This is a genomic window from Pseudomonas lalucatii (assembly GCF_018398425.1).
Classification (GTDB): domain Bacteria; phylum Pseudomonadota; class Gammaproteobacteria; order Pseudomonadales; family Pseudomonadaceae; genus Aquipseudomonas; species Aquipseudomonas lalucatii.
Genome location: NZ_JADPMV010000001.1, coordinates 2,300,169 through 2,319,216 on the forward strand (window position 1 = coordinate 2,300,169; position 19,048 = coordinate 2,319,216).

At 67.9% G+C, this 19,048-nt stretch carries 16 protein-coding genes; 8 read left to right on the forward strand and 8 right to left on the reverse strand.

The features are described 5' to 3' along the window. Positions 1–38: 38 nt before the first annotated feature. Both I0D00_RS10455 and I0D00_RS10460 read right to left on the reverse strand, forming a co-directional pair. On the reverse strand, positions 39–1,391 hold the full coding sequence (locus I0D00_RS10455) for a DUF3999 domain-containing protein (protein WP_213639657.1): 1,353 nt from the start codon (positions 1,389–1,391) through the stop codon (positions 39–41). Beyond that, complete coding sequence (locus tag I0D00_RS10460; RefSeq protein WP_213639658.1) at positions 1,388–4,897, reverse strand: DUF2339 domain-containing protein; 3,510 nt, start codon at positions 4,895–4,897, stop codon at positions 1,388–1,390. Before I0D00_RS10460 ends, I0D00_RS10455 begins: the two co-directional genes overlap by 4 nt. 242 nt (positions 4,898–5,139) lie before the next feature. Here I0D00_RS10460 and I0D00_RS10465 point away from each other — a divergent pair, with 242 nt between their 5' ends. After that, positions 5,140–5,541: a YkgJ family cysteine cluster protein gene (locus I0D00_RS10465; protein ID WP_213640264.1), complete on the forward strand. Its 402-nt coding sequence runs from the start codon at positions 5,140–5,142 to the stop codon at positions 5,539–5,541. 70 nt (positions 5,542–5,611) lie between these two features. Here I0D00_RS10465 and typA read toward each other — a convergent pair whose 3' ends face one another. Beyond that, the gene (gene typA / locus I0D00_RS10470; protein WP_213639659.1) at positions 5,612–7,432 is read right to left on the reverse strand and encodes a translational GTPase TypA; all 1,821 of its coding nucleotides are present in this window, start codon (positions 7,430–7,432) and stop codon (positions 5,612–5,614) included. A 163-nt stretch (positions 7,433–7,595) separates the two neighbouring features. Continuing rightward, the gene (thiI, locus tag I0D00_RS10475; RefSeq protein WP_213639660.1) at positions 7,596–9,050 is read right to left on the reverse strand and encodes a tRNA uracil 4-sulfurtransferase ThiI; all 1,455 of its coding nucleotides are present in this window, start codon (positions 9,048–9,050) and stop codon (positions 7,596–7,598) included. Between the two features lie 327 nt (positions 9,051–9,377). Here thiI and glnA point away from each other — a divergent pair, with 327 nt between their 5' ends. The 5 genes from glnA (at position 9,378) to ntrC (ending at position 14,842) form a co-directional block, all read left to right on the forward strand. Beyond that, positions 9,378–10,784: a glutamate--ammonia ligase gene (glnA, locus tag I0D00_RS10480; RefSeq protein WP_213639661.1), complete on the forward strand. Its 1,407-nt coding sequence runs from the start codon at positions 9,378–9,380 to the stop codon at positions 10,782–10,784. A gap of 161 nt (positions 10,785–10,945) precedes the next feature. Continuing rightward, complete coding sequence (locus I0D00_RS10485) at positions 10,946–11,503, forward strand: DUF4124 domain-containing protein (RefSeq protein ID WP_213639662.1); 558 nt, start codon at positions 10,946–10,948, stop codon at positions 11,501–11,503. A gap of 2 nt (positions 11,504–11,505) precedes the next feature. Beyond that, entirely contained in the window at positions 11,506–12,120 is a 615-nt protein-coding gene (locus I0D00_RS10490; protein ID WP_213639663.1) for a DUF4124 domain-containing protein, read from the forward strand. A 200-nt stretch (positions 12,121–12,320) separates the two neighbouring features. After that, the gene (gene glnL, locus I0D00_RS10495; protein WP_213639664.1) at positions 12,321–13,409 is read left to right on the forward strand and encodes a nitrogen regulation protein NR(II); all 1,089 of its coding nucleotides are present in this window, start codon (positions 12,321–12,323) and stop codon (positions 13,407–13,409) included. Beyond that, complete coding sequence (gene ntrC / locus I0D00_RS10500; protein WP_213639665.1) at positions 13,406–14,842, forward strand: nitrogen regulation protein NR(I); 1,437 nt, start codon at positions 13,406–13,408, stop codon at positions 14,840–14,842. The genes glnL and ntrC overlap by 4 nt, the downstream gene beginning before the upstream one ends. Positions 14,843–15,109: 267 nt before the next feature. Here ntrC and I0D00_RS10505 read toward each other — a convergent pair whose 3' ends face one another. Continuing rightward, positions 15,110–15,550, reverse strand: a complete 441-nt coding sequence (locus I0D00_RS10505; RefSeq protein WP_213639666.1) for a hypothetical protein — start codon at positions 15,548–15,550, stop codon at positions 15,110–15,112. Here I0D00_RS10505 and trmL point away from each other — a divergent pair. Then, positions 15,549–16,004 (forward strand): tRNA (uridine(34)/cytosine(34)/5-carboxymethylaminomethyluridine(34)-2'-O)-methyltransferase TrmL, encoded by a 456-nt coding sequence (trmL, locus tag I0D00_RS10510; protein WP_213639667.1) that lies wholly within the window; start codon positions 15,549–15,551, stop codon positions 16,002–16,004. The genes I0D00_RS10505 and trmL overlap by 2 nt on opposite strands. 57 nt (positions 16,005–16,061) lie before the next feature. Here trmL and secB read toward each other — a convergent pair whose 3' ends face one another. From secB to I0D00_RS10525, 3 genes are read right to left on the reverse strand one after another with little or no spacing between them, the layout of a single operon-like run. Further along, positions 16,062–16,547: a protein-export chaperone SecB gene (gene secB, locus I0D00_RS10515; RefSeq protein WP_213639668.1), complete on the reverse strand. Its 486-nt coding sequence runs from the start codon at positions 16,545–16,547 to the stop codon at positions 16,062–16,064. A gap of 51 nt (positions 16,548–16,598) precedes the next feature. Next, positions 16,599–16,853, reverse strand: coding sequence for a glutaredoxin 3 (grxC, locus tag I0D00_RS10520; RefSeq protein ID WP_213639669.1), 255 nt, complete (start codon positions 16,851–16,853; stop codon positions 16,599–16,601). 1 nt (position 16,854) lies between these two features. After that, positions 16,855–17,268, reverse strand: a complete 414-nt coding sequence (locus I0D00_RS10525) for a rhodanese-like domain-containing protein (protein ID WP_213639670.1) — start codon at positions 17,266–17,268, stop codon at positions 16,855–16,857. A 143-nt stretch (positions 17,269–17,411) separates the two neighbouring features. Here I0D00_RS10525 and gpmI point away from each other — a divergent pair, with 143 nt between their 5' ends. Further along, a complete protein-coding gene (gene gpmI / locus I0D00_RS10530) occupies positions 17,412–18,947 on the forward strand; it encodes a 2,3-bisphosphoglycerate-independent phosphoglycerate mutase (RefSeq protein ID WP_213639671.1) in 1,536 nt (511 codons plus the stop codon). Positions 18,948–19,048: the final 101 nt, after the last annotated feature.

Here is a 19,048-nt window from a genome sequence, read left to right on the forward strand (position 1 = left end):
GGAAGGCCCCGGAGCAGGCCTCCATCGCGGGCTTGAGCTCAATGGCTGGGTGCCCGGCGCAGCAAGCTGGCGGCCATCAGCACCAGCAGGGCGACGCCCAGCAGCAGCACGCCCCACAGCCCCCAGCGCCGCCACTGTGGCTGGCCAGCCGCCGGCGCCGTGGCCTGCAGCGCCGCGCCCGGCGCCACCTGCGCCGAGTCGAGCTGCTGCAGGCGCTCCGGGCGAAAGCCCGGGATCAGGCTGGTCAACGGCAGCGCAACCGAGGGTGCATCCGGGTTGCCCAGGGCCAGGCGGTAGGGCGGGCCGCCACGCTGCAGGAACACCAACCAGGTGGCGCGCACGCCGACCTGCAGGCGCGGGGCGAGGCCCAGGCCGCCGCCGCGCTCGTCCACCTGCAGGCGCAGCTGCTGCACGGCGACACCGGGCAGGGCCAGTTCATCCTGTCGCTGCTCACCCTCCGGCTCCGGCAGGCGATAGAGCAGGCCGCTGCCCAGTGTCCGCCAGCGGCCCTGACCGCCACCGCGGCCACTGACCCGCACCGGCACCAGGCGGTTGTCCTGGCCCAGTTCGAGGCGGATCCGCTGCACCGGCAACGTGCGTGGCAACTGCCAGCGGAAAGAGTCGTCGGCGGCGCGGTCGGCCGGCAGCGGCTCGGACCACACCAGCGGCAACGACAGGCTGCCCGCTGGCCGACTGAACAGGCGCGCGACGGTCAGTGGCGGCGCCTCTCGCGGGCTCTCCCACATCAGCCGCAGGTAGCGCGCCTGCCGGCCCGGCAAGTCGATCTGACGCCGTTCGATGCGCTCGTCGGCAAACGACAGGCGTGCCAGCTGCGCCTGACCCCAGGAGCGCCAGGTGCGCAGGTCGTCACTGGCCTCGATGCGCAAGCGCTGAAAGCCCTCGTGGTCGCTGCTCCAGTCCAGCTCCAGGCGCACCAGGGGATCCTCGACGGCGCTGACATCGAGCAGCCAGCCGCGCCGGGCAGAGGCCTGCGCCGATGGAGCCGTCTCGACCAGTTCGATCAGCGTGCCCCTGGCGCTGCGCTGCACGCGCAGGCCCGGCGAGTCCGTCAGGTCGTCCGCTTCGGCATGCAGCGCGAACCAGCGCACCTCGTGCTCGTGCAAGGTCTCCTCGGCCGGGCTGCGCACCAGGGCATAGGCCAGGGTCTCCCCCTCGCCGTTGAACACCCGCAGGTCGCGCAGGTCGGCGAAATCAGCCGCCAGGTGCACGGCCATGGGCAGTTCCAGGCGATACCAGGGGCCCACCCCGGTCAGCGCCAGGGGCAGTTGCCAGGCGTAGTCGCCGGGCCGCTCCGCAGCCTGGCCGACAAGGCTGCACAGCAGGCCCACAAGCAGCAGCCAGGCGCGTCCAGGGTGCTTGTTAATGCTCATGCCTGCTCCTGTTCCATCTGGCCCGCCTCGTCTTTTCTGGCGGGTGGCAAGGGGGCGAAATAACCGACCACCAGGAGCAACACGCCGACCCCGATAAAGGAGACGATGCGCTCCAGCCCGCCGCGGTTGCCCAGCTCGACGAAGAACAGCTTGGCCACCACCACGGCGATCAGCAGCGCGCCGAGCAACCACAGCTCGCGGCGCTGGCGCAGGTGACCGAAGACCATCAGTGGCAGGGCGATCAGGGTCCAGACGATGGACAGCCCGGCCTGCACCAGCATCGAGTCGAGCAGGATCGGCAGGCGGTAGGGCACCCCGCCCCAATGGTGCGCCGTGCGCATCACCAGGGCGGTGAACAGGGCGAACAGCGAGGCGCCGAGCAGTCCCTGGAGCAACAGGCGGCCGCGTGCGGCCGACATACCCAGCTGCGGCAGGCTCACCGAAGACCAGGCATAGAGCGCCGCCAGGGCGAACAGCAGGCCCAGCTCCAGGGGGTTGAGCAACGGCAGGTAGGGCAGCGGCGCGGCGCCACCGTCACTGGCGATATTGGCCAGCCAGAACCAGGCGAGCATCAGCAGGGCCAGCGGCAACGCCGCCAGCACCCGGTACTCGCGCGGGTGCTCAACCAGCGGCCAGGGCCACTTCTGCGGCTTCGCCATCCACCACAGGTAGGCACTGGGCAGCAGCGCCCAACCGAGCCAGCGCCAGGCGTTGTAGTGCGCGGACAGGGCGAGGAAGCGGTAGCGCAGCTCCAGGGCCAGCACCGCCAGCAACAACCAGCAGCCGAATACGTGGGCCGCGCTGCGGGCACCGCCCGGCAGCTTCGGGCCCAGGCGTCGCAGCAGCCAGAAGTGCGCGGCGAACAGCGCCGGCCAGGCCAGCCAACCGAGATGGGCCAACGGCTGGTAGCGAAAGTGCCAGCTCTGCAGCAACACCGCCGCCGCAACCGGCACCAGCAGGCACGCGAGCAGCGCCAGCTGCGGCCAGGCCCGGCGCTGCGCCAGCACCCCGCCCAGCGCCGCGCTCGCCGCTAGCGCCAGCAGCAGGGCTGCCCCTTGCAGGCCCGTGCCCTCGACGAAACGCAGCACCTCGGCGGCCAGCGCCAGCCCCAGCCAGGCCACGCCCCACACCAGCAGCCACAGGGCCAGCGGCGCACCCGTGCGCTCAAGCAGCGGCAAGCCCTCGCCCCGCTCCAGCATGTGCAGCCGCCACGCGGCGAACAGCGCGGCGAGCGCCAGGGACGCGGGCGCCCAGAACTCGGTATGGAGCAATGGCCGCAACCCGTCGCCGTCGCCCGGGACGAGCAGCAGCTCAAGGCCGACAAGCACGGCCAGGGCGCAGGCGAACTGCAGTCCCAGGGCGAAGAGGAAGCCGGCACGCTGCTGCAGGTGCAGGCCGAGCCCGAGCACCAGCAACGCACCGGCGCCGTATACGGCGCCACTGCCGGGCAGTCCGAGCACCCGAGCCAGATACAGCCAGACCAGGCCCAGCAGCGACAGCGCCGCCAGCCCAAAAAGCAGCCGGCGCTCTCCACCCAGGCGCAGCACGCGCATCGCGGCGAACACGCCAACGATCAGCAGCCCGGCGACCAGTGCGGCGGCCAGCAAAGCAGATCCGTCACGCCCGTCATCGAACAGCGGCGCGCTGCCCATCTGCAGCGCAAGCAACAGGCCGCCGAGCAGCTGAACCGCGCAGGCGGCCAGCAGCAGGTTCCGCGCCTGCAGGCGCAGGCCGAGCAGCAGGGTCAGCAACCCCGCTGCCGCCCAGGCGATGACGCTGCCGGCGACGGCGAAGCTCAGCGGCGCCATCAGGTAGAAGAAGGCCAGGCCGGCGCCGGCCAGCCACGGCAGGCCGCGCCGCTCCCAGCTGCTGCTGGCCTCGGCAGGCGCCCGGCGCAGCTGCCAGTAGCTGAACGACAGCGCCACGCCGAGCAGCAGTGCACCCAGCACGGCGCCGCTCAGCAACGGGTCCTGGCCGATGCGCAGCTCGCCCAGGTAGGCCAGCGCCGCGCCGAATTGCAGCAGCAGGGCGAAGGCCCGTGCCAGACCCCGGCGCTGGTGCAGCGCCAGCCAGTAGACGCCGGCGCCCTCCACCGCCCAGGCCGCCGAGGTCCAGCGGGCATCCAGGCCCAGGGGAATCGCCAGGCTGGCGAACACCACGCCCAGGGCCAGGCAGGTCTCCACCAGCAGCAGCGCGCGGCCGGCGGTGCGCCCTGCCAGCAGGCGGGCCAACGCCAGGTACAGCAGCCCCAGGCCGAGGGCGCTGAAGGCCGCGGCGAATTCGAGGTGCTGCACCAGGGCGAACTGCAGGCCGAAGCCGACCAGCGGCGGGCCGAGCAGCACGGTGGCGTCGAGGTAGTCGCCCTGCCCGGCCGACCAACGCAGCAGCTCGCCGCGCGCGACGGGGGCATCGGCCGCCTCGCGCAGCTTGCGCCGGGCGAACAGCAGGCCGATGGCCAGGTACATCAGGAAGAACAGCCACAGGAAGGGCGCGGTGCTCCACAGCAGCTCCGGGGTATAGGCGCGCAGGCCCCAGGCCAGGCCGATGCTGAAGGTGCCGACGAAACCGATCAGGTTGAGCAGGCGCCAGGCCTTGAACCAGGCGATGGCCAGGATGCCGGCGTTGAGCAGGGCGAAGTAGCCGAACAGCGCGACATGATCGCCGCTGCCGGTGGAGCTCAGGATGGGCGCGGCGAAGCCGCCGAGGGCCGCCGCGGCGGCCAGGCCCAGGGCGTTCTGCGCCACCGCGAGGACCGCCGAGGCGCAGGTCACCAGCACCAGCAACGCCAGGGCCATGCCCCCCGGCAGCAGCGGATGCAGGCGCAACGCGGCGAACACCGTGAGGTAGAGCACGCCGACCCCGGCGCCCTGGAGCACCAGGGCATAGCCGGGATTGCGCCGGCGCAGCCACCAGCCCAGGCCGAGCAGGGCGATGGCGCTGGCGGCGACGCCGGCGTAGCGCAGCTCCACCGGCAGCACCAGGCCCTCGGTGGCGTAGCGCAGGAGGAAGGCCAGGCCGAGGAACAGCAGCAGCACCCCGACCCGCAGCACCGTGTTGCCGCCCAGCAGCCAGGCCCGCGCCTTGGCCAGGCCACGCTGGAGCAACGACGGCTCGCGCGGCGCCGGGCGCGCCGGCCCGGCGTGCTCGGCTGGGTCCGTGACCGCCGCGGCACCGCTCGCCGCCTCGGCGGCCTGCGGCGGGATCTCCAGGCTCCAGTCCGGCTCCGGCTCCGGCTCGGCCGTAGGCTCAGGCGCCGCGGCCGCCTGCGGGGCCCGGGCCTGCTCGACCCGCAGCAGGCGCTCGTGGATCGCCGTGGTGCCGCGCTCGAAGCGCTCGGCGAAGCTCGCCAGCTGCGCCGCCAGCTCCGCGTTGTGCCGGGCCAGCGCCTGCAGCCTGAGGGCCTGGCCCAGGCTCAGGCCCAGCACGCCGCCCAGCAGCGCGGCGCCGAGGGACTCCCCGACCAGGGTGCCCAGCGCCAAGCCCACCAGCATGAAGATCCATTGCATGCAGCATTTCCCGATCCGCTAGAACAGTTCGGCCGCACCCTGCGCCCGCGCCGCCGTCCGCAGCGTTGCTCAGTATAGGTGCCGGCCTCCTCGACACTCAGGAGACGCCCGCCCCGGACCTGGCGGACACAAGCGGGGGGCCGACGGTAGGAAAAACCGACCAGCCGGCAGAAGTGTGTTCACATTTTCACCAGCACCGCTATCATCGCCCGCCGCACAGCCACCGCACGCACATCGCCGCCATGAAGAACAACCTGATCGCCGCCGCCGAACTCGACCGCCTGGACACCTGGGCCAAATACAGCGCCGACATGTGCCACAGCTGCATGTCCAGCTGCTGCACCCTGCCGGTGGAGGCGCGCATCGGCGACCTGATCCGCATCGGCGTGGTCGACGAGTTCGAGCGCGGCGAGCCGGCCAAGAACATCGCCAAGCGCCTGCAGAAGGACGGCATAGTCGAGCGCTTCAACCAGAAGTCCGGGGTCTTCACCCTGGCACGCATGAGCAACAACGACTGCCTCTACCTCGACCGCAAGTCGCGCCTGTGTACCATCTACGACAAGCGCCCCGACACCTGCCGCAACCACCCCAAGGTCGGCCCGCGTCCGGGCTACTGCGCCTACAAGCCCAAGCCGCTGAGTTAGCCGCTCAGGCCAGAATAGAAAAACCCCCGCCGGCCTGCGCCGACGGGGGTTTTTCATTCAGCCTGACGAATCAGTTCTTGGCTTTCTTGGCTGCGCGGGTGCGCTCGCCTTCGTCCAGGATCTTCTTGCGCAGACGGATCGACTTCGGCGTGACTTCGCACAGCTCGTCGTCCTGGATGAATTCCAGGGCCTGCTCCAGGGTGAAACGAACCGGCGGCACCAGGGCGATGGTCTCGTCTTTACCGGAAGCACGCATGTTGTCGAGCTTCTTGCCCTTGGTGGGGTTCACGCCCAGGTCGTTGTCGCGGCTGTTCAGGCCGACGATCTGACCGTTGTAGATTTCCTGGCCGTGCTCGACGAACAGCTTGCCACGCGCCTGCAGGGTTTCCAGGGAGTAGGTCAGGGCCTTGCCGGTATCGATCGAAACCAGTACGCCGTTCTGGCGGCCGGACATGTGGCCGGACTTCATGGTGTCGTAACGGTCGAAGATCGAGGTCAGGATGCCGGCACCGTTGGTCAGGGTCAGGAACTGGTTACGGAAACCGATCAGACCGCGAGCCGGGATGTTGTACTCCAGGCGCACACGGCCCTTGCCATCCGGCACCATGTTGCTCAGGTCGCCCTTGCGCAGGCCCATCTCTTCCATGACCTTGCCCTGAGCATCTTCCGGGATGTCGATGGTGACGTTCTCGAACGGCTCCTGCTTGACGCCGTCGACTTCACGGATGATCACTTCCGGACGGCCTACGCCCATCTCGAAGCCTTCGCGACGCATGTTCTCGATCAGTACCGAGAGGTGCAGCTCACCACGGCCGGAGACCTTGAACTTGTCGGCCGAGTCGCCCTCTTCGACGCGCAGGGCCACGTTGTACAGCAGCTCCTTGTCCAGACGCTCCTTGATGTTGCGGCTGGTGACGAACTTGCCTTCCTTGCCGCAGAACGGCGAATCGTTGACCTGGAACGTCATGGAGACGGTCGGCTCGTCGACGGTCAGCGGCTTCATCGCTTCGACGTTGTTGATGTCGCACAGGGTGTCGGAGATGAACAGTTCATCGAAGCCGCTGATGCAGACGATGTCGCCAGCGGTGGCTTCTTCGACGTCCACGCGGTGCAGACCGTGGTGGCCCATCAGCTTGAGGATACGGCCGTTGCGCTTCTTGCCTTCGGTGTCGATGGCGACGACCGGGGTGTTCGGCTTGACGCGACCGCGGGCGATACGGCCAACGCCGATGATGCCGAGGAAGCTGTTGTAGTCCAGTGCCGAGATCTGCATCTGGAACGGGCCGTCAACGTCGACTTTAGGGGCCGGTACGTGGTCGACGATGGCCTGGTACAGCGGGCTCATGTCTTCGGCCATGGCGGTGTGATCCAGGCCGGCGATGCCGTTCAGGGCCGAGGCATAGACGACCTGGAAGTCGAGCTGCTCTTCGGTGGCGCCGAGGTTGTCGAACAGGTCGAAGATCTGATCCAGCACCCAGTCAGGACGGGCGCCCGGACGGTCGACCTTGTTGATCACCACGATCGGCTTCAGGCCGGCTTCGAAGGCCTTCTTGGTCACGAAGCGGGTTTGCGGCATCGGGCCGTCCTGGGCGTCGACCAGCAGCAGTACGGAGTCCACCATCGACATCACGCGCTCTACCTCACCGCCGAAGTCGGCGTGGCCGGGGGTGTCGACGATGTTGATGCGGTACTCGTTCCAACGGATGGCGGTGTTCTTCGCCAGGATGGTAATGCCGCGCTCTTTTTCCTGGTCGTTCGAGTCCATCACGCGCTCGTCGTTGAGCTCGCCGCGCTCCAGGGTGCCGGACTGACGCAGGAGTTTGTCTACCAGGGTGGTCTTACCATGGTCAACGTGGGCGATGATGGCGATGTTACGTAGATTTTCGATCACTTTTGTATCTCGATCAGAGGATTCGGTGTGCCGCGAAGTCTAGGCGGCGGAGATTAACTAATTGCGAATTCGGCCAGGCGGTGCAAAGGCCTGGCGGCAGCGTCGGGCTGCCCCGCGGTCGGGGGGGCGATGGCGGATGCTGCCGCCATTCAGCCCCGGGGTCTTATGTCGGACGATAAACGCGCACATTGGCATGCCCCTCGCTCAACAGGTGGTGGGCATGCAGGCGGCTCATCACCCCCTTGTCGCAATACAGCAGGTACTGGCGCGCCTCATCCAGTTCCTTGAACTTGCTGTTCAGGGCGTAGAAGGGCAGCGCCTGCACCTCGATGCCGGGCAACTCCAGCGGCTCGTCCTCGACCGCGTCGGGGTGGCGGATGTCGATCACCACCTGGCCGGCCAGGGCCTCGCCGACCTCCTCGACCTGCACGTCCTTGCCCAGCTCGTCGATCACCTTGTCGATCGGCAGCAGGGTGGCGCGCTCCAGGGCGCGCTCGAGGATGGCCATGTCGAACTGCGCCTCCTCGTAGGCGATGCGCTCGGGCTTGGCCTTGGTGGTCGGGTTGACCGAGATGACCCCGCAGTATTCCGGCATGTGCTTGGCGAACTCGGCGGTGCCGATGGCGTAGGCGGTGTCGATGATGTCCTGCTTGTGGCTGGCGATCAGCGGCCGCAGCACCAGCTTGTCGGTGGCCGAGTCGATCACCGAGAGGTTCGGCAGGGTCTGGCTGGACACCTGGCTGATCGCCTCGCCGGTGACCAGGGCGTCGATCTGCAGGCGCTCGGCCATGCGCGTGGCGGCGCGCAGCATCATGCGCTTGAGGACCACGCCCATCTGGCTGTTGTCGACCTTGCCGAGGATCTCGCCGAGCACTTCCTCGAACGGCACGCTGATGAACAGCACGCGGTGCGAGCGGCCGAACTTCTGCCACAGGTAGTGGGCCACTTCCATCACCCCCAGCTCGTGGGCGCGGCCGCCGAGGTTGAAGAAGCAGAAGTGGCTGAGCAGGCCGCGACGCATGATCTGGTAGGCGGCGACGGTGGAGTCGAAGCCGCCGGACATCAGCACCAGGGTCTGCTCCAGCGAGCCCAGAGGGTAGCCGCCCAGGCCGTTGTGCTGGCGATGGACGATGAACAGGCGCTGGTCGCGGATTTCCATGCGCACCTCGACCTCGGGCTGCTTCAGGTCGATGCCGGCGGCGCCGCACTGCTGGCGCAGCTGGCTGCCGACATGGCGCTCGACGTCCATCGAGGTGAAGCTGTGCTTGCCGCCGCGCTTGCAGCGCACGGCGAAGACCTTGCCCGGCAGCTGCTCGGCGAAATGCAGCTTGCACTTGTCCAGCACGTCGTCGAGGTCGCCCAGCGGATACTCGTGGACCTCGAGGAAATGGATCAGGCCCGGGGTGCAGCGCAGGCGCTCGATCATTTCCTGCAGCAGCTTCGGCTCGTCGACCGCAGTCTCCACCTCGAGGTTGTCCCACACACCGCTGACCTGCAGCTGCGGATCGAGGTCGCGCAGCACCAGGCGAATGTTCTTGGCCAGCTGACGGATGAAATGCTTGCGCACCGGCCGGCTCTTGATGGTGATTTCCGGGAAGACTTTAACGATCAATTTCATGAAAGCTGCGCGTGCCGAAACGGCCGAAAAAACAGGGGCGCGGATTATAGCGGAAATTGCTCAGACTTTGATCAAAAATCCCAGCCCCCTCCTGGCTCGCACCATTTTAGTGCCTTTCAGAAACATACAGCCTCAATTTGGTGCAAAAACCCTCAGCAAACTGCCGCACAGCCCCCGCCACCCCTGAGTTTCAGCCATCAAGCCCATTCCGGGGCACTGGCATGCAATTTGCTCTCTTGTGAGGCAGGTTGTCCTGGCCGACTATCGCGCCGGGCTTCACGAACTATTGAAGGCTCCCATTCGAGCCTTATTCATCTGGAGGACAGCATGTCGAAGTCGATTCAACTGATCAAAGAACACGACGTGAAGTGGGTGGACCTGCGCTTCACCGACACCAAGGGCAAGCAGCACCACGTCACCATGCCGGCTCGCGATGCCCTGGACGAAGACTTCTTCGAACACGGCAAGATGTTCGACGGCTCCTCCATCCACGGCTGGAAAGGCATCGAAGCCTCCGACATGATCCTGATGCCGGTCGACGAGACCGCCGTGCTGGACCCCTTCACCGAAGAGCCGACCCTGATCATCGTCTGCGACATCGTCGAGCCGAGCACCATGCAGGGCTACGACCGCGACCCGCGCTCGATCGCCAAGCGTGCAGAGGAATTCCTCAAGACCACCGGCATCGGCGACACCGTGTTCGTCGGCCCGGAGCCCGAGTTCTTCATCTTCGACGAAGTGAAGTTCAAGTCCGATATCTCCGGCTCGATGTTCAAGATCTACTCCGAGCAGGGCTCCTGGATGACCGACCAGGACGTCGAAGGCGGCAACAAGGGCCACCGCCCGGCCGTCAAGGGCGGCTACTTCCCGGTTCCGCCGTGCGACCACGACCACGAAATCCGTACCGCCATGTGCAACGCCATGGAAGAAATGGGCCTGGTCGTCGAAGTGCACCACCACGAGGTGGCCACTGCCGGCCAGAACGAGATCGGCGTGAAGTTCAACACCCTGGTGGCCAAGGCTGACGAAGTGCAGACCCTGAAGTACTGCGTGCACAACGTCGCCGACGCCTACGGCAAGACCGCCACCTTCATGCCCAAGCCCCTGTACGGCGACAACGGCTCGGGCATGCACGTGCACATGTCGATCTCCAAGGACGGCAAGAACACCTTCTCCGGCGAAGGCTATGCCGGCCTGTCCGACACCGCCCTGTACTTCATCGGCGGCATCATCAAGCACGGCAAGGCGCTGAACGGCTTCACCAACCCGTCGACCAACTCCTACAAGCGTCTGGTCCCGGGCTTCGAAGCACCGGTCATGCTGGCCTACTCGGCGCGCAACCGCTCCGCCTCGATCCGCATCCCCTATGTGTCGAGCCCGAAGGCCCGCCGCATCGAGGCACGCTTCCCGGACCCGGCCGCCAACCCCTACCTGTGCTTCGCCGCGCTGCTGATGGCCGGCCTGGACGGTATCCAGAACAAGATCCACCCCGGCGACGCGGCGGACAAGAACCTGTACGACCTGCCGCCGGAAGAAGGCAAGCTGATCCCGCAGGTGTGCGGCAGCCTGAAGGAAGCCCTGGAAGAGCTGGACAAGGGCCGCGCCTTCCTGACCAAGGGCGGCGTGTTCTCCGACGACTTCATCGATGCCTACATCGAGCTGAAGAGCGAAGAAGAAATCAAGGTGCGCACCTTCGTGCACCCGCTGGAATACGACCTGTACTACAGCGTCTAAGCCAGCCCCACGCCGCCTGACGGCGTGACGCCCAAGGCCTCCCCCGCCACCGCCGGGGGAGGCTTTTTTTTGTGGGCGACAATCACAGCCGGGAGGCGCCGCGCTTGCCAGCACGGCGCACCGGTGCAACGCTAGGCAGCACGAACCCCGGGAGATTGGCCATGCGCCTCATGCTCACCTGCCTGCTGCTGGCCCTGGCCCTGCCGGCCAGTGCACAGATCTACAAGTACACCGACGAGAAAGGCAATACGGTATTCACCAACCAGCCGCCGGACGGCAGCGCGGCCCAGCCCGTCGAACTGCCCCCGACCAACAGCGTGGAGATGCCGGCCCCGAGTCCCGCGCCGGCGGGCGGCGCCAGCACCGAGACGGCGGCGCAAGCGCCCTATCGCACCCTGCAGCTGACCGACCTGCCCAGCGACGAGGCCCTGCGCGCCAACAACGGCACCTTCAGCGTCGGTGTCGCCCTCGAGCCGCGCCTGGCCGCGAGCCACCGCCTGCGCCTGCTGCTGGACGGCCAGCCCTACGGCCAGCCGAGCCGCGCGCTGCGCCTGCAGCTGAGCAATCTCGACCGCGGCGAGCACAGCCTGGCCGTCGAGGTGTTGCGCGGCGACAGGACGATCCAGCAGAGCCCGACCGTGACCTTCACCGTGCAGCGGGTCAACACCAGCAGCCCGGCACTGCGCCCGCCACCGCCGCCGCCCAAGCCTGCGCCCTGAGCATGAGAGTCGCCCTGCTCTGCCTGGCCCTGCTCTGCCTGCCGCTGCAGGCGGACGTCTACACCTATATAGATGCCGAGGGTAACCGGGTCTTCACCGACCGCCCCGGCACCGGCAACGCCCAGCGCCTCCAGCTGGCGCCTGCCAACAGCATGCCCGCGCCGCCCCCTGCGGCGCCGCCGGCCGTCGTGCCGAGCGAACCACCGGCACCGGCCTACCAGCTGTTGCGCATCCTGATACCGCAACCCGATGCGACCATCCGCGACGGCGCCGGCAACCTCATCGTCACCGCCAGCAGCGACCCGGCCCTGCTCCCGGGCCACAGCTACCGCCTGCTGCTGGATGGCCAGGCCCTGGGCGAGCCCAGCCGCAGCCCGGTCTTCCCCCTGGAGAACGTCGACCGCGGCAGCCACCAGCTGGCCATCGAGATCATCGACGAGCAGGGTCGCACCCTCGAGCGCACCCCCGCCCAGCCCTTCCACATGCAGCGCATCTCCCTGGCCCAGAAGCGCCGGGTCAAGCCCTGCCAGAAGGACGACTACGGCGTGCGCCCGGAATGCCCGCTCAAGGACAAGCCGCCGGAGAAGAAGGACATCCCCCTGGTACCCTTCATCTGAGCCGAGCCCATGCCGTGACGCACCATATCGGTGCAGCAACACGCCCGCCTTTCTATACTCTCCCTGTTTTGGTTCGCCGCAGCGCCCGCCCATGGGCCGGAATACGGCCGCCGGCGCCGCCCCTGCCCGCTCCGCGGGTCTTTTCGGGGCTTTGGTTTGCTTCTTGCATTTTCCTGTTCATCGCCGGAAAGCCCTCGCCTATGACTATCAACGACGCACTGCACCGCCTGCTGCTCGACAACCTGACCACCGCCACCCTGCTGCTCAATGGCGAACTGCGGCTCGAGTACATGAACCCGGCCGCGGAGATGCTCCTGGCCGTCAGCGGCCAGCGCAGCCACGGCCAGTTCATCAGCGAACTGTTCACCGAGTCGGCCGAGGCCCTCAGCGCGCTGCGCCAGGCGGTCGAGCAGGCGCACCCGTTCAACAAGCGCGAAGCGGTGCTGACCTCGGTGACCGGCCAGACCCTGACCGTCGACTACGCGGTGACGCCCATCCTCAGCCGCGGCGCGACCCTGCTGCTGCTGGAGGTGCACCCGCGCGACCGCATGCTGAAGATCACCAAGGAAGAGGCGCAGCTGTCCAAGCAGGAAACCACCAAGCTGCTGGTGCGCGGCCTGGCCCACGAGATCAAGAACCCCCTCGGCGGCATCCGCGGCGCCGCCCAGCTGCTGGCCCGCGAGCTGCCGGACGTCGAGCTCAAGGACTACACCAACGTCATCATCGAGGAGGCCGACCGCCTGCGGAACCTGGTCGACCGCATGCTCGGCTCCAACAAGCTGCCCTCCCTGGCCCTGACCAACGTGCACGAGGTGCTGGAGCGGGTCGCCAGCCTGGTCGAGGCGGAAAGCCAGGGCGGCATCATTCTGGTGCGCGACTACGATCCGAGCATCCCCGACCTGCTGATCGACCGCGAGCAGATGATCCAGGCGGTGCTCAACATAGTGCGCAACGCCATGCAGGCCCTCGCCGGACAGAAGCACGGCCTGGGCCTGGGCCGCATCACCCTGCGCACCCGCACCCTGCGCCAGTTCACCATCGGCCACACCCGCCACCGCCTGGTGGCGCGCGTCGAGATCATCGACAACGGCCCGGGCATTCCCGCGGAGCTGCAGGAAACCATCTTCTACCCCATGGTCAGCGGGCGTGCCGACGGCACCGGCCTGGGCCTGGCCATCACCCAGAACATCATCAGTCAGCACCAGGGCCTGATCGAGTGCGAGAGCCACCCCGGGCACACCCTGTTCTCGATCTTCCTGCCGCTGGAACAAGGAGCAACGCCTGCATGAGCCGCAGTGAAACCGTCTGGATCGTCGACGACGACCGCTCCATCCGCTGGGTCCTGGAAAAGGCCCTGCAGCAGGAGGGCATGACCACCCAGAGCTTCGACAGCGCCGACGGCGTGCTCGGCCGCCTCAGCCGCGAGCAGCCGGACGTGATCATCTCCGACATCCGCATGCCCGGGTCCAGCGGCCTGGACCTGCTGGCGCGGATTCGCGAGCTGTACCCGCGCCTGCCGGTGATCATCATGACCGCCCATTCCGACCTGGACAGCGCGGTGGCCAGCTACCAGGGCGGTGCCTTCGAGTACCTGCCCAAGCCGTTCGACGTCGACGAGGCGGTTTCCCTGGTCAAGCGCGCCAACCAGCACGCCCAGGAGCAGCAGGGCCTGGCGGCGCCGGTGGAACAGCCGCGCACCCCGGAGATCATCGGCGAGGCGCCGGCCATGCAGGAGGTGTTCCGCGCCATCGGCCGCCTCTCCCACTCCAACATCACCGTGCTGATCAACGGCGAGTCGGGCACCGGCAAGGAACTGGTCGCCCACGCCCTGCACCGCCACAGCCCGCGCGCCGCCTCACCCTTCATCGCCCTGAACATGGCGGCCATACCGAAAGACCTGATGGAGTCCGAGCTGTTCGGCCACGAGAAGGGCGCCTTCACCGGCGCGGCCAACCTGCGCCGCGGCCGCTTCGAGCAGGCCGACGGCGGCACCCTGTTCCTCGACGAGATCGGCGACATGCCGGCCGACACCCAGACCCGCCTGCTGCGGGTGCTGGCCGACGGCGAGTTCTACCGGGTCGGCGGCCACACCCCGGTCAAGGTCGACGTGCGGATCATCGCCGCCACCCACCAGAACCTGGAAAACCTGGTGCAGGACGGCAAGTTCCGCGAGGACCTGTTCCATCGCCTCAACGTCATCCGCATCCATATTCCGCGCCTGGCCGACCGCCGCGAGGACATCCCCACCCTGGCCCGCCATTTCCTCGGCCGCGCCGCCCTGGAGCTGGCGGTGGAGCCCAAGCTGCTGAAGAGCGAGACCGAGGACTACCTGCAGCACCTGCCCTGGCCGGGCAACGTGCGCCAGCTGGAGAACACCTGCCGCTGGATCACGGTGATGGCCTCGGGGCGCGAGGTGCATATCGACGACCTGCCGCCGGAGCTGCTGGCCCAGCCCCAGGACAGCATGCCGGTGAGCAGCTGGGAGCAGGGCCTGCGCCAGTGGGCCGACCAGGCCCTGAGCCGCGGCCAGTCCAGCCTGCTCGACAGCGCGGTGCCGGCCTTCGAGCGGATCATGATCGAGACCGCCCTCAAGCACACCGCCGGCCGCCGCCGCGACGCCGCCGTGCTGCTCGGCTGGGGGCGCAACACCCTGACGCGCAAGATCAAGGAACTGGGCATGAAGGTCGACGGCGCCGAGGACGACGGCGACGACGACAACTGAGCGCCTCCGGCACAAAAAAGCGGGCCTTGCGCCCGCTTTTTTGTGCCCGAAGCAAACGCCCTGTCTCGGCACGGCGCCGCACCGCCATGCACCGCCGCGGCACGCCAGGCCCTCCGGCAGCGGCTGCCAGAGACCCAGTTTCGCCTCGCACGCCAGTGTTTACGGGGCCTGGACGGCACTGCAAGAAAACTGGCACAGCGAGTGCATAGACTAAAGCATTCCCAGTTTCGGGGACCTTGGTACAGGCAGGCCGGGGATTCCCCGCTTTTATTGCTCCGCCAGGCTGACCCTCAGCCGCCAGCGCCCGTCCACCTCCTCGGCGTGCCACTCGCCGCGCAGGGGACGGGCCGCCACCAGACGCAACACCAGCTCGCGGCGCTCCCGCTGCAGACGCCAGTTCACCGCCCGCCCATGCAGGCGCAGCTGGCCCTGCTGCTCACGCCCCAGGGTCTCCACCCGCAGCACGTAGGCGCCGGCGAAATGCCCGGCACGGGGCGCGGGCTCTTCGTTGAACCACAGCTGCAGCCCCCCCTCGACCACCTCCACCTGCCCCAGACGCAGCTCGGCCGGCTGCAGCAGGCGGCCGATCATCAGGCCGATGAGGAAGCCGAACAGCGCCAGCGAGGCGAACACCCGCAGCCAGGGACGCGGCCGCTCGCCGCTATCGGAGGTAGAATGCTGACCGTCTTCAGGCCCGGAGCCGCGCATGTTTCACGTGATCCTCTTTCAACCGGAAATCCCACCGAACACCGGCAACATTATCAGGCTGTGCGCCAACAGCGGCTGCCACCTGCACCTGATCGAACCCCTGGGCTTCGAGCTGGACGACAAGCGCCTGCGCCGCGCCGGCCTGGACTACCACGAGTACGCCACGCTCAGGCGCCACGCCGACCTCGACAGCTGCCTGCAGAGCCTCGGCCAGCCGCGCCTGTTCGCCTTCACCACCAAGGGCTCGCAGCCCTTTCACGAAGTGCAGTACCAGCCCGGCGACGCCTTCCTGTTCGGCCCGGAAAGCCGCGGCCTGCCGGCGGAGATCCGCGACGCCCTGCCCGCCGAGCGCCGCGTGCGCCTGCCGATGCGCGAGGGCTGCCGCAGTCTCAACCTGTCCAACAGCGTGGCCGTGGCGGTCTACGAGGCCTGGCGCCAGCAGGGCTTCGCCTGAGGCAGTCCGAGGCAATAAAAAACGCCCCGCAGGGCGTTTTCTAGCGGGCAGGCCGACTCAGCTGGCCGGAGCCTGCTCGGTGCTCTGCTGCATGCGCTTGAGCTCCTGGGCATAGAGCGCATCGAAGTTCACCGGCGCCAGCATCAGGGCCGGGAAGGAACCGCGTACCACCAGGCTGTCCAGGGTCTCGCGGGCATAGGGGAAGAGGATGTTCGGGCAGAAGGCGCCCAGGGTGTGGCTCATGGCCGCCGCCTCCAGGCCCTTGATCAGGAAGATGCCGGCCTGCTGCACCTCGGCGATGAAGGCGGTCTCCTCGCCGTTCTTCACGGTCACCGAGAGGGTCAGCACCACCTCGTGGAAGTCGCCATCCAGGGTCTTCTGCCGGGTGTTGAGGTCCAGGGCCACGCTCGGCTTCCACTCCTGGCGGAAGATCTCCGGGCTCTTCGGCGCCTCGAAGGACAGGTCACGGATGTAGATGCGCTGCAGGGAGAACTGCGGGCTCTGTTCGCCCTGAGCGGCGCCGCTGTTAGCTTGTTCAGTCATGGCAAATCCTTTCTATTGGGCTATTGGGGTACGGGGATGAGGCTATTGGTGTCACGCCTTGAGCAGAGCGTCCAGCTTGCCGGCGCGCTCCAGGGCATAGAGATCGTCGCAGCCGCCGACGTGGGTGGCGCCGATCCAGATCTGCGGCACCGAGGTCTGCCGCGCCTTGCGCGTCATCTCGGCACGCAGCTCGGGCTGGCCATCGACCTTGATCTCCTTGAAGGCGACGCCCTTGCTGGCCAGCAGCTGCTTGGCGCGAATGCAGTAGGGGCACCAGTCGCTGGAATAGATGACGATGTCCAGCATGTCACTTCACCAGCGGCAGGTTGTCACCGCGCCAGCTGGCGATCCCGCCGGACAGCTTGGCGGCGTTGAAGCCGGCCTTCTTCAGCTCGCGGCTGGCGCTGCCGGCCTGCTGGCCCATGGCGTCGACCACGATCAGGATCTTGGCCTTGTGCTTCTCCAGCTCGGCGATGCGCCCGGCCAGCTTCTCGTAGGGGATGTGCAGCGCGCCGACGATATGCCCGGCGGAAAAGTCCTTCTGCGCCCGCACATCCAGCACCAGGCCCTGCTCGCTGTTGAGCAACGAGGTGAGCTCGCGGCTGCTCAGGCTCTTGCCGCCCTTGAGCAGCTCGGTGAACACCAGCAGCGCCAGGAGGACGACGAACGATCCGCTCAGTACATAGTGGGTCGTGACAAATTCAATCAGATTGGCAAGCATCGTGCGGTTCCGGGACGGTAAAATGCCGGCCAGTATACACAGCCCCACAGGCCGACCAAAACCCGCCCGGCGGTGACGCCCACGGCTCTTGGCCGTAAAATGGCGGGCCTTTTTTGCCCCCTCACGCAGAGCGAGCCAGCTTTATGAGCGCGACGCCCAAACCCCTGGTCCTGATCATCCTCGACGGCTTCGGTCACAGCGACAACCCCGAGTACAACGCCATCCATGCCGCCGCCACGCCGGTCTACGACCGCCTGCGCGCCACCCAGCCCCACGGCCTGATCTCCGGCAGCGGCATGGACGTCGGCCTGCCGGACGGGCAGATGGGCAACTCCGAGGTGGGCCACATGAACCTCGGCGCCGGTCGCGTGGTGTATCAGGACTTCACCCGGGTGACCAAGGCCATTCGCGACGGCGAGTTCTTCGACAACGCGGCGATCTGTTCCGCGGTGGACCAGGCGGTCGCTGCCGGCAAGGCGGTGCACATCCTCGGCCTGCTGTCCGACGGCGGCGTGCACAGCCACCAGGAGCACATCGCCGCCATGGCCGAACTGGCGGCCAGGCGCGGCGCCGAGCGGATCTACCTGCACGCCTTCCTCGACGGCCGCGACACCCCGCCCAGGAGCGCCCAGGCGTCCATCGAACTGCTCGATGCCACCTTCGCCAAGCTCGGCAAGGGCCGTATCGCCAGCCTGATCGGCCGCTACTTCGCCATGGACCGCGACAACCGCTGGGACCGGGTCGAGCAGGCCTACCAGCTGATCGTCGACGGCCAGGGCCAGTACCAGGCCGCCGATGCCAGTGCCGGCCTGCAGGCCGCCTACGAGCGCGGCGAGAGCGACGAGTTCGTCAAGGCCACGGTGGTCGGCGCGCCGGTGCGGGTCGAGGACGGCGACGCCGTGGTGTTCATGAACTTCCGCGCCGACCGCGCCCGCGAGCTGACCCGCGCCTTCGTCGAACCGGGCTTCGCCGAGTTCCAGCGCCCGCGCGTGCCGCAGACCGCCGGCTTCGTCATGCTCACCCAGTACGCCGCGAGCATCCCGGCGCCCAGCGCCTTCAAGCCGGAGGCGCTGACCAACGTGCTCGGCGAATACCTGGCCAAGCTGGGCAAGACCCAGCTGCGCATCGCCGAGACCGAGAAATACGCCCACGTCACCTTCTTCTTCTCCGGCGGCCGCGAGGAGCCGTTCGAAGGCGAGGAGCGCATCCTCATCCCCTCGCCGGACGTCGCCACCTACGACCTCAAGCCGGAGATGAGCGCCCCCGAGGTCACCGACCGTATCGTCGAGGCCATCGAGCAGCAGCGCTACGACCTGATCGTGGTCAACTACGCCAACGGCGACATGGTCGGCCACACCGGCGTGTTCGGTGCGGCGGTCAAGGCGGTGGAATGCCTGGACGCCTGCGTCGGGCGCATCGTCGCGGCCCTGGACAAGGTCGGCGGCGAGGCGCTGATCACCGCCGACCACGGCAACGTCGAGCAGATGGAGGACGCCTGCACCGGCCAGGCGCATACCGCCCACACCTGCGAACCGGTGCCCTTCATCTATGTCGGCAAGCGCCCGGTCAGCCTGCGCCAGGGCGGCGTGCTGGCCGACGTGGCGCCGACCCTGCTGGCGCTGATGGGCCTGGAGAAGCCGGCGGAGATGAGCGGCACCAGCATCATCGCCCTGCAGTAAGCGCGGAAAAGACCGCAACGCCCCACTCCCTGCGGACTGGGGCGTTTTTTTTGCCCGTCACCACGGGCATACTAAGGTCGTTCCCCGCCCCCGGTGTCGCC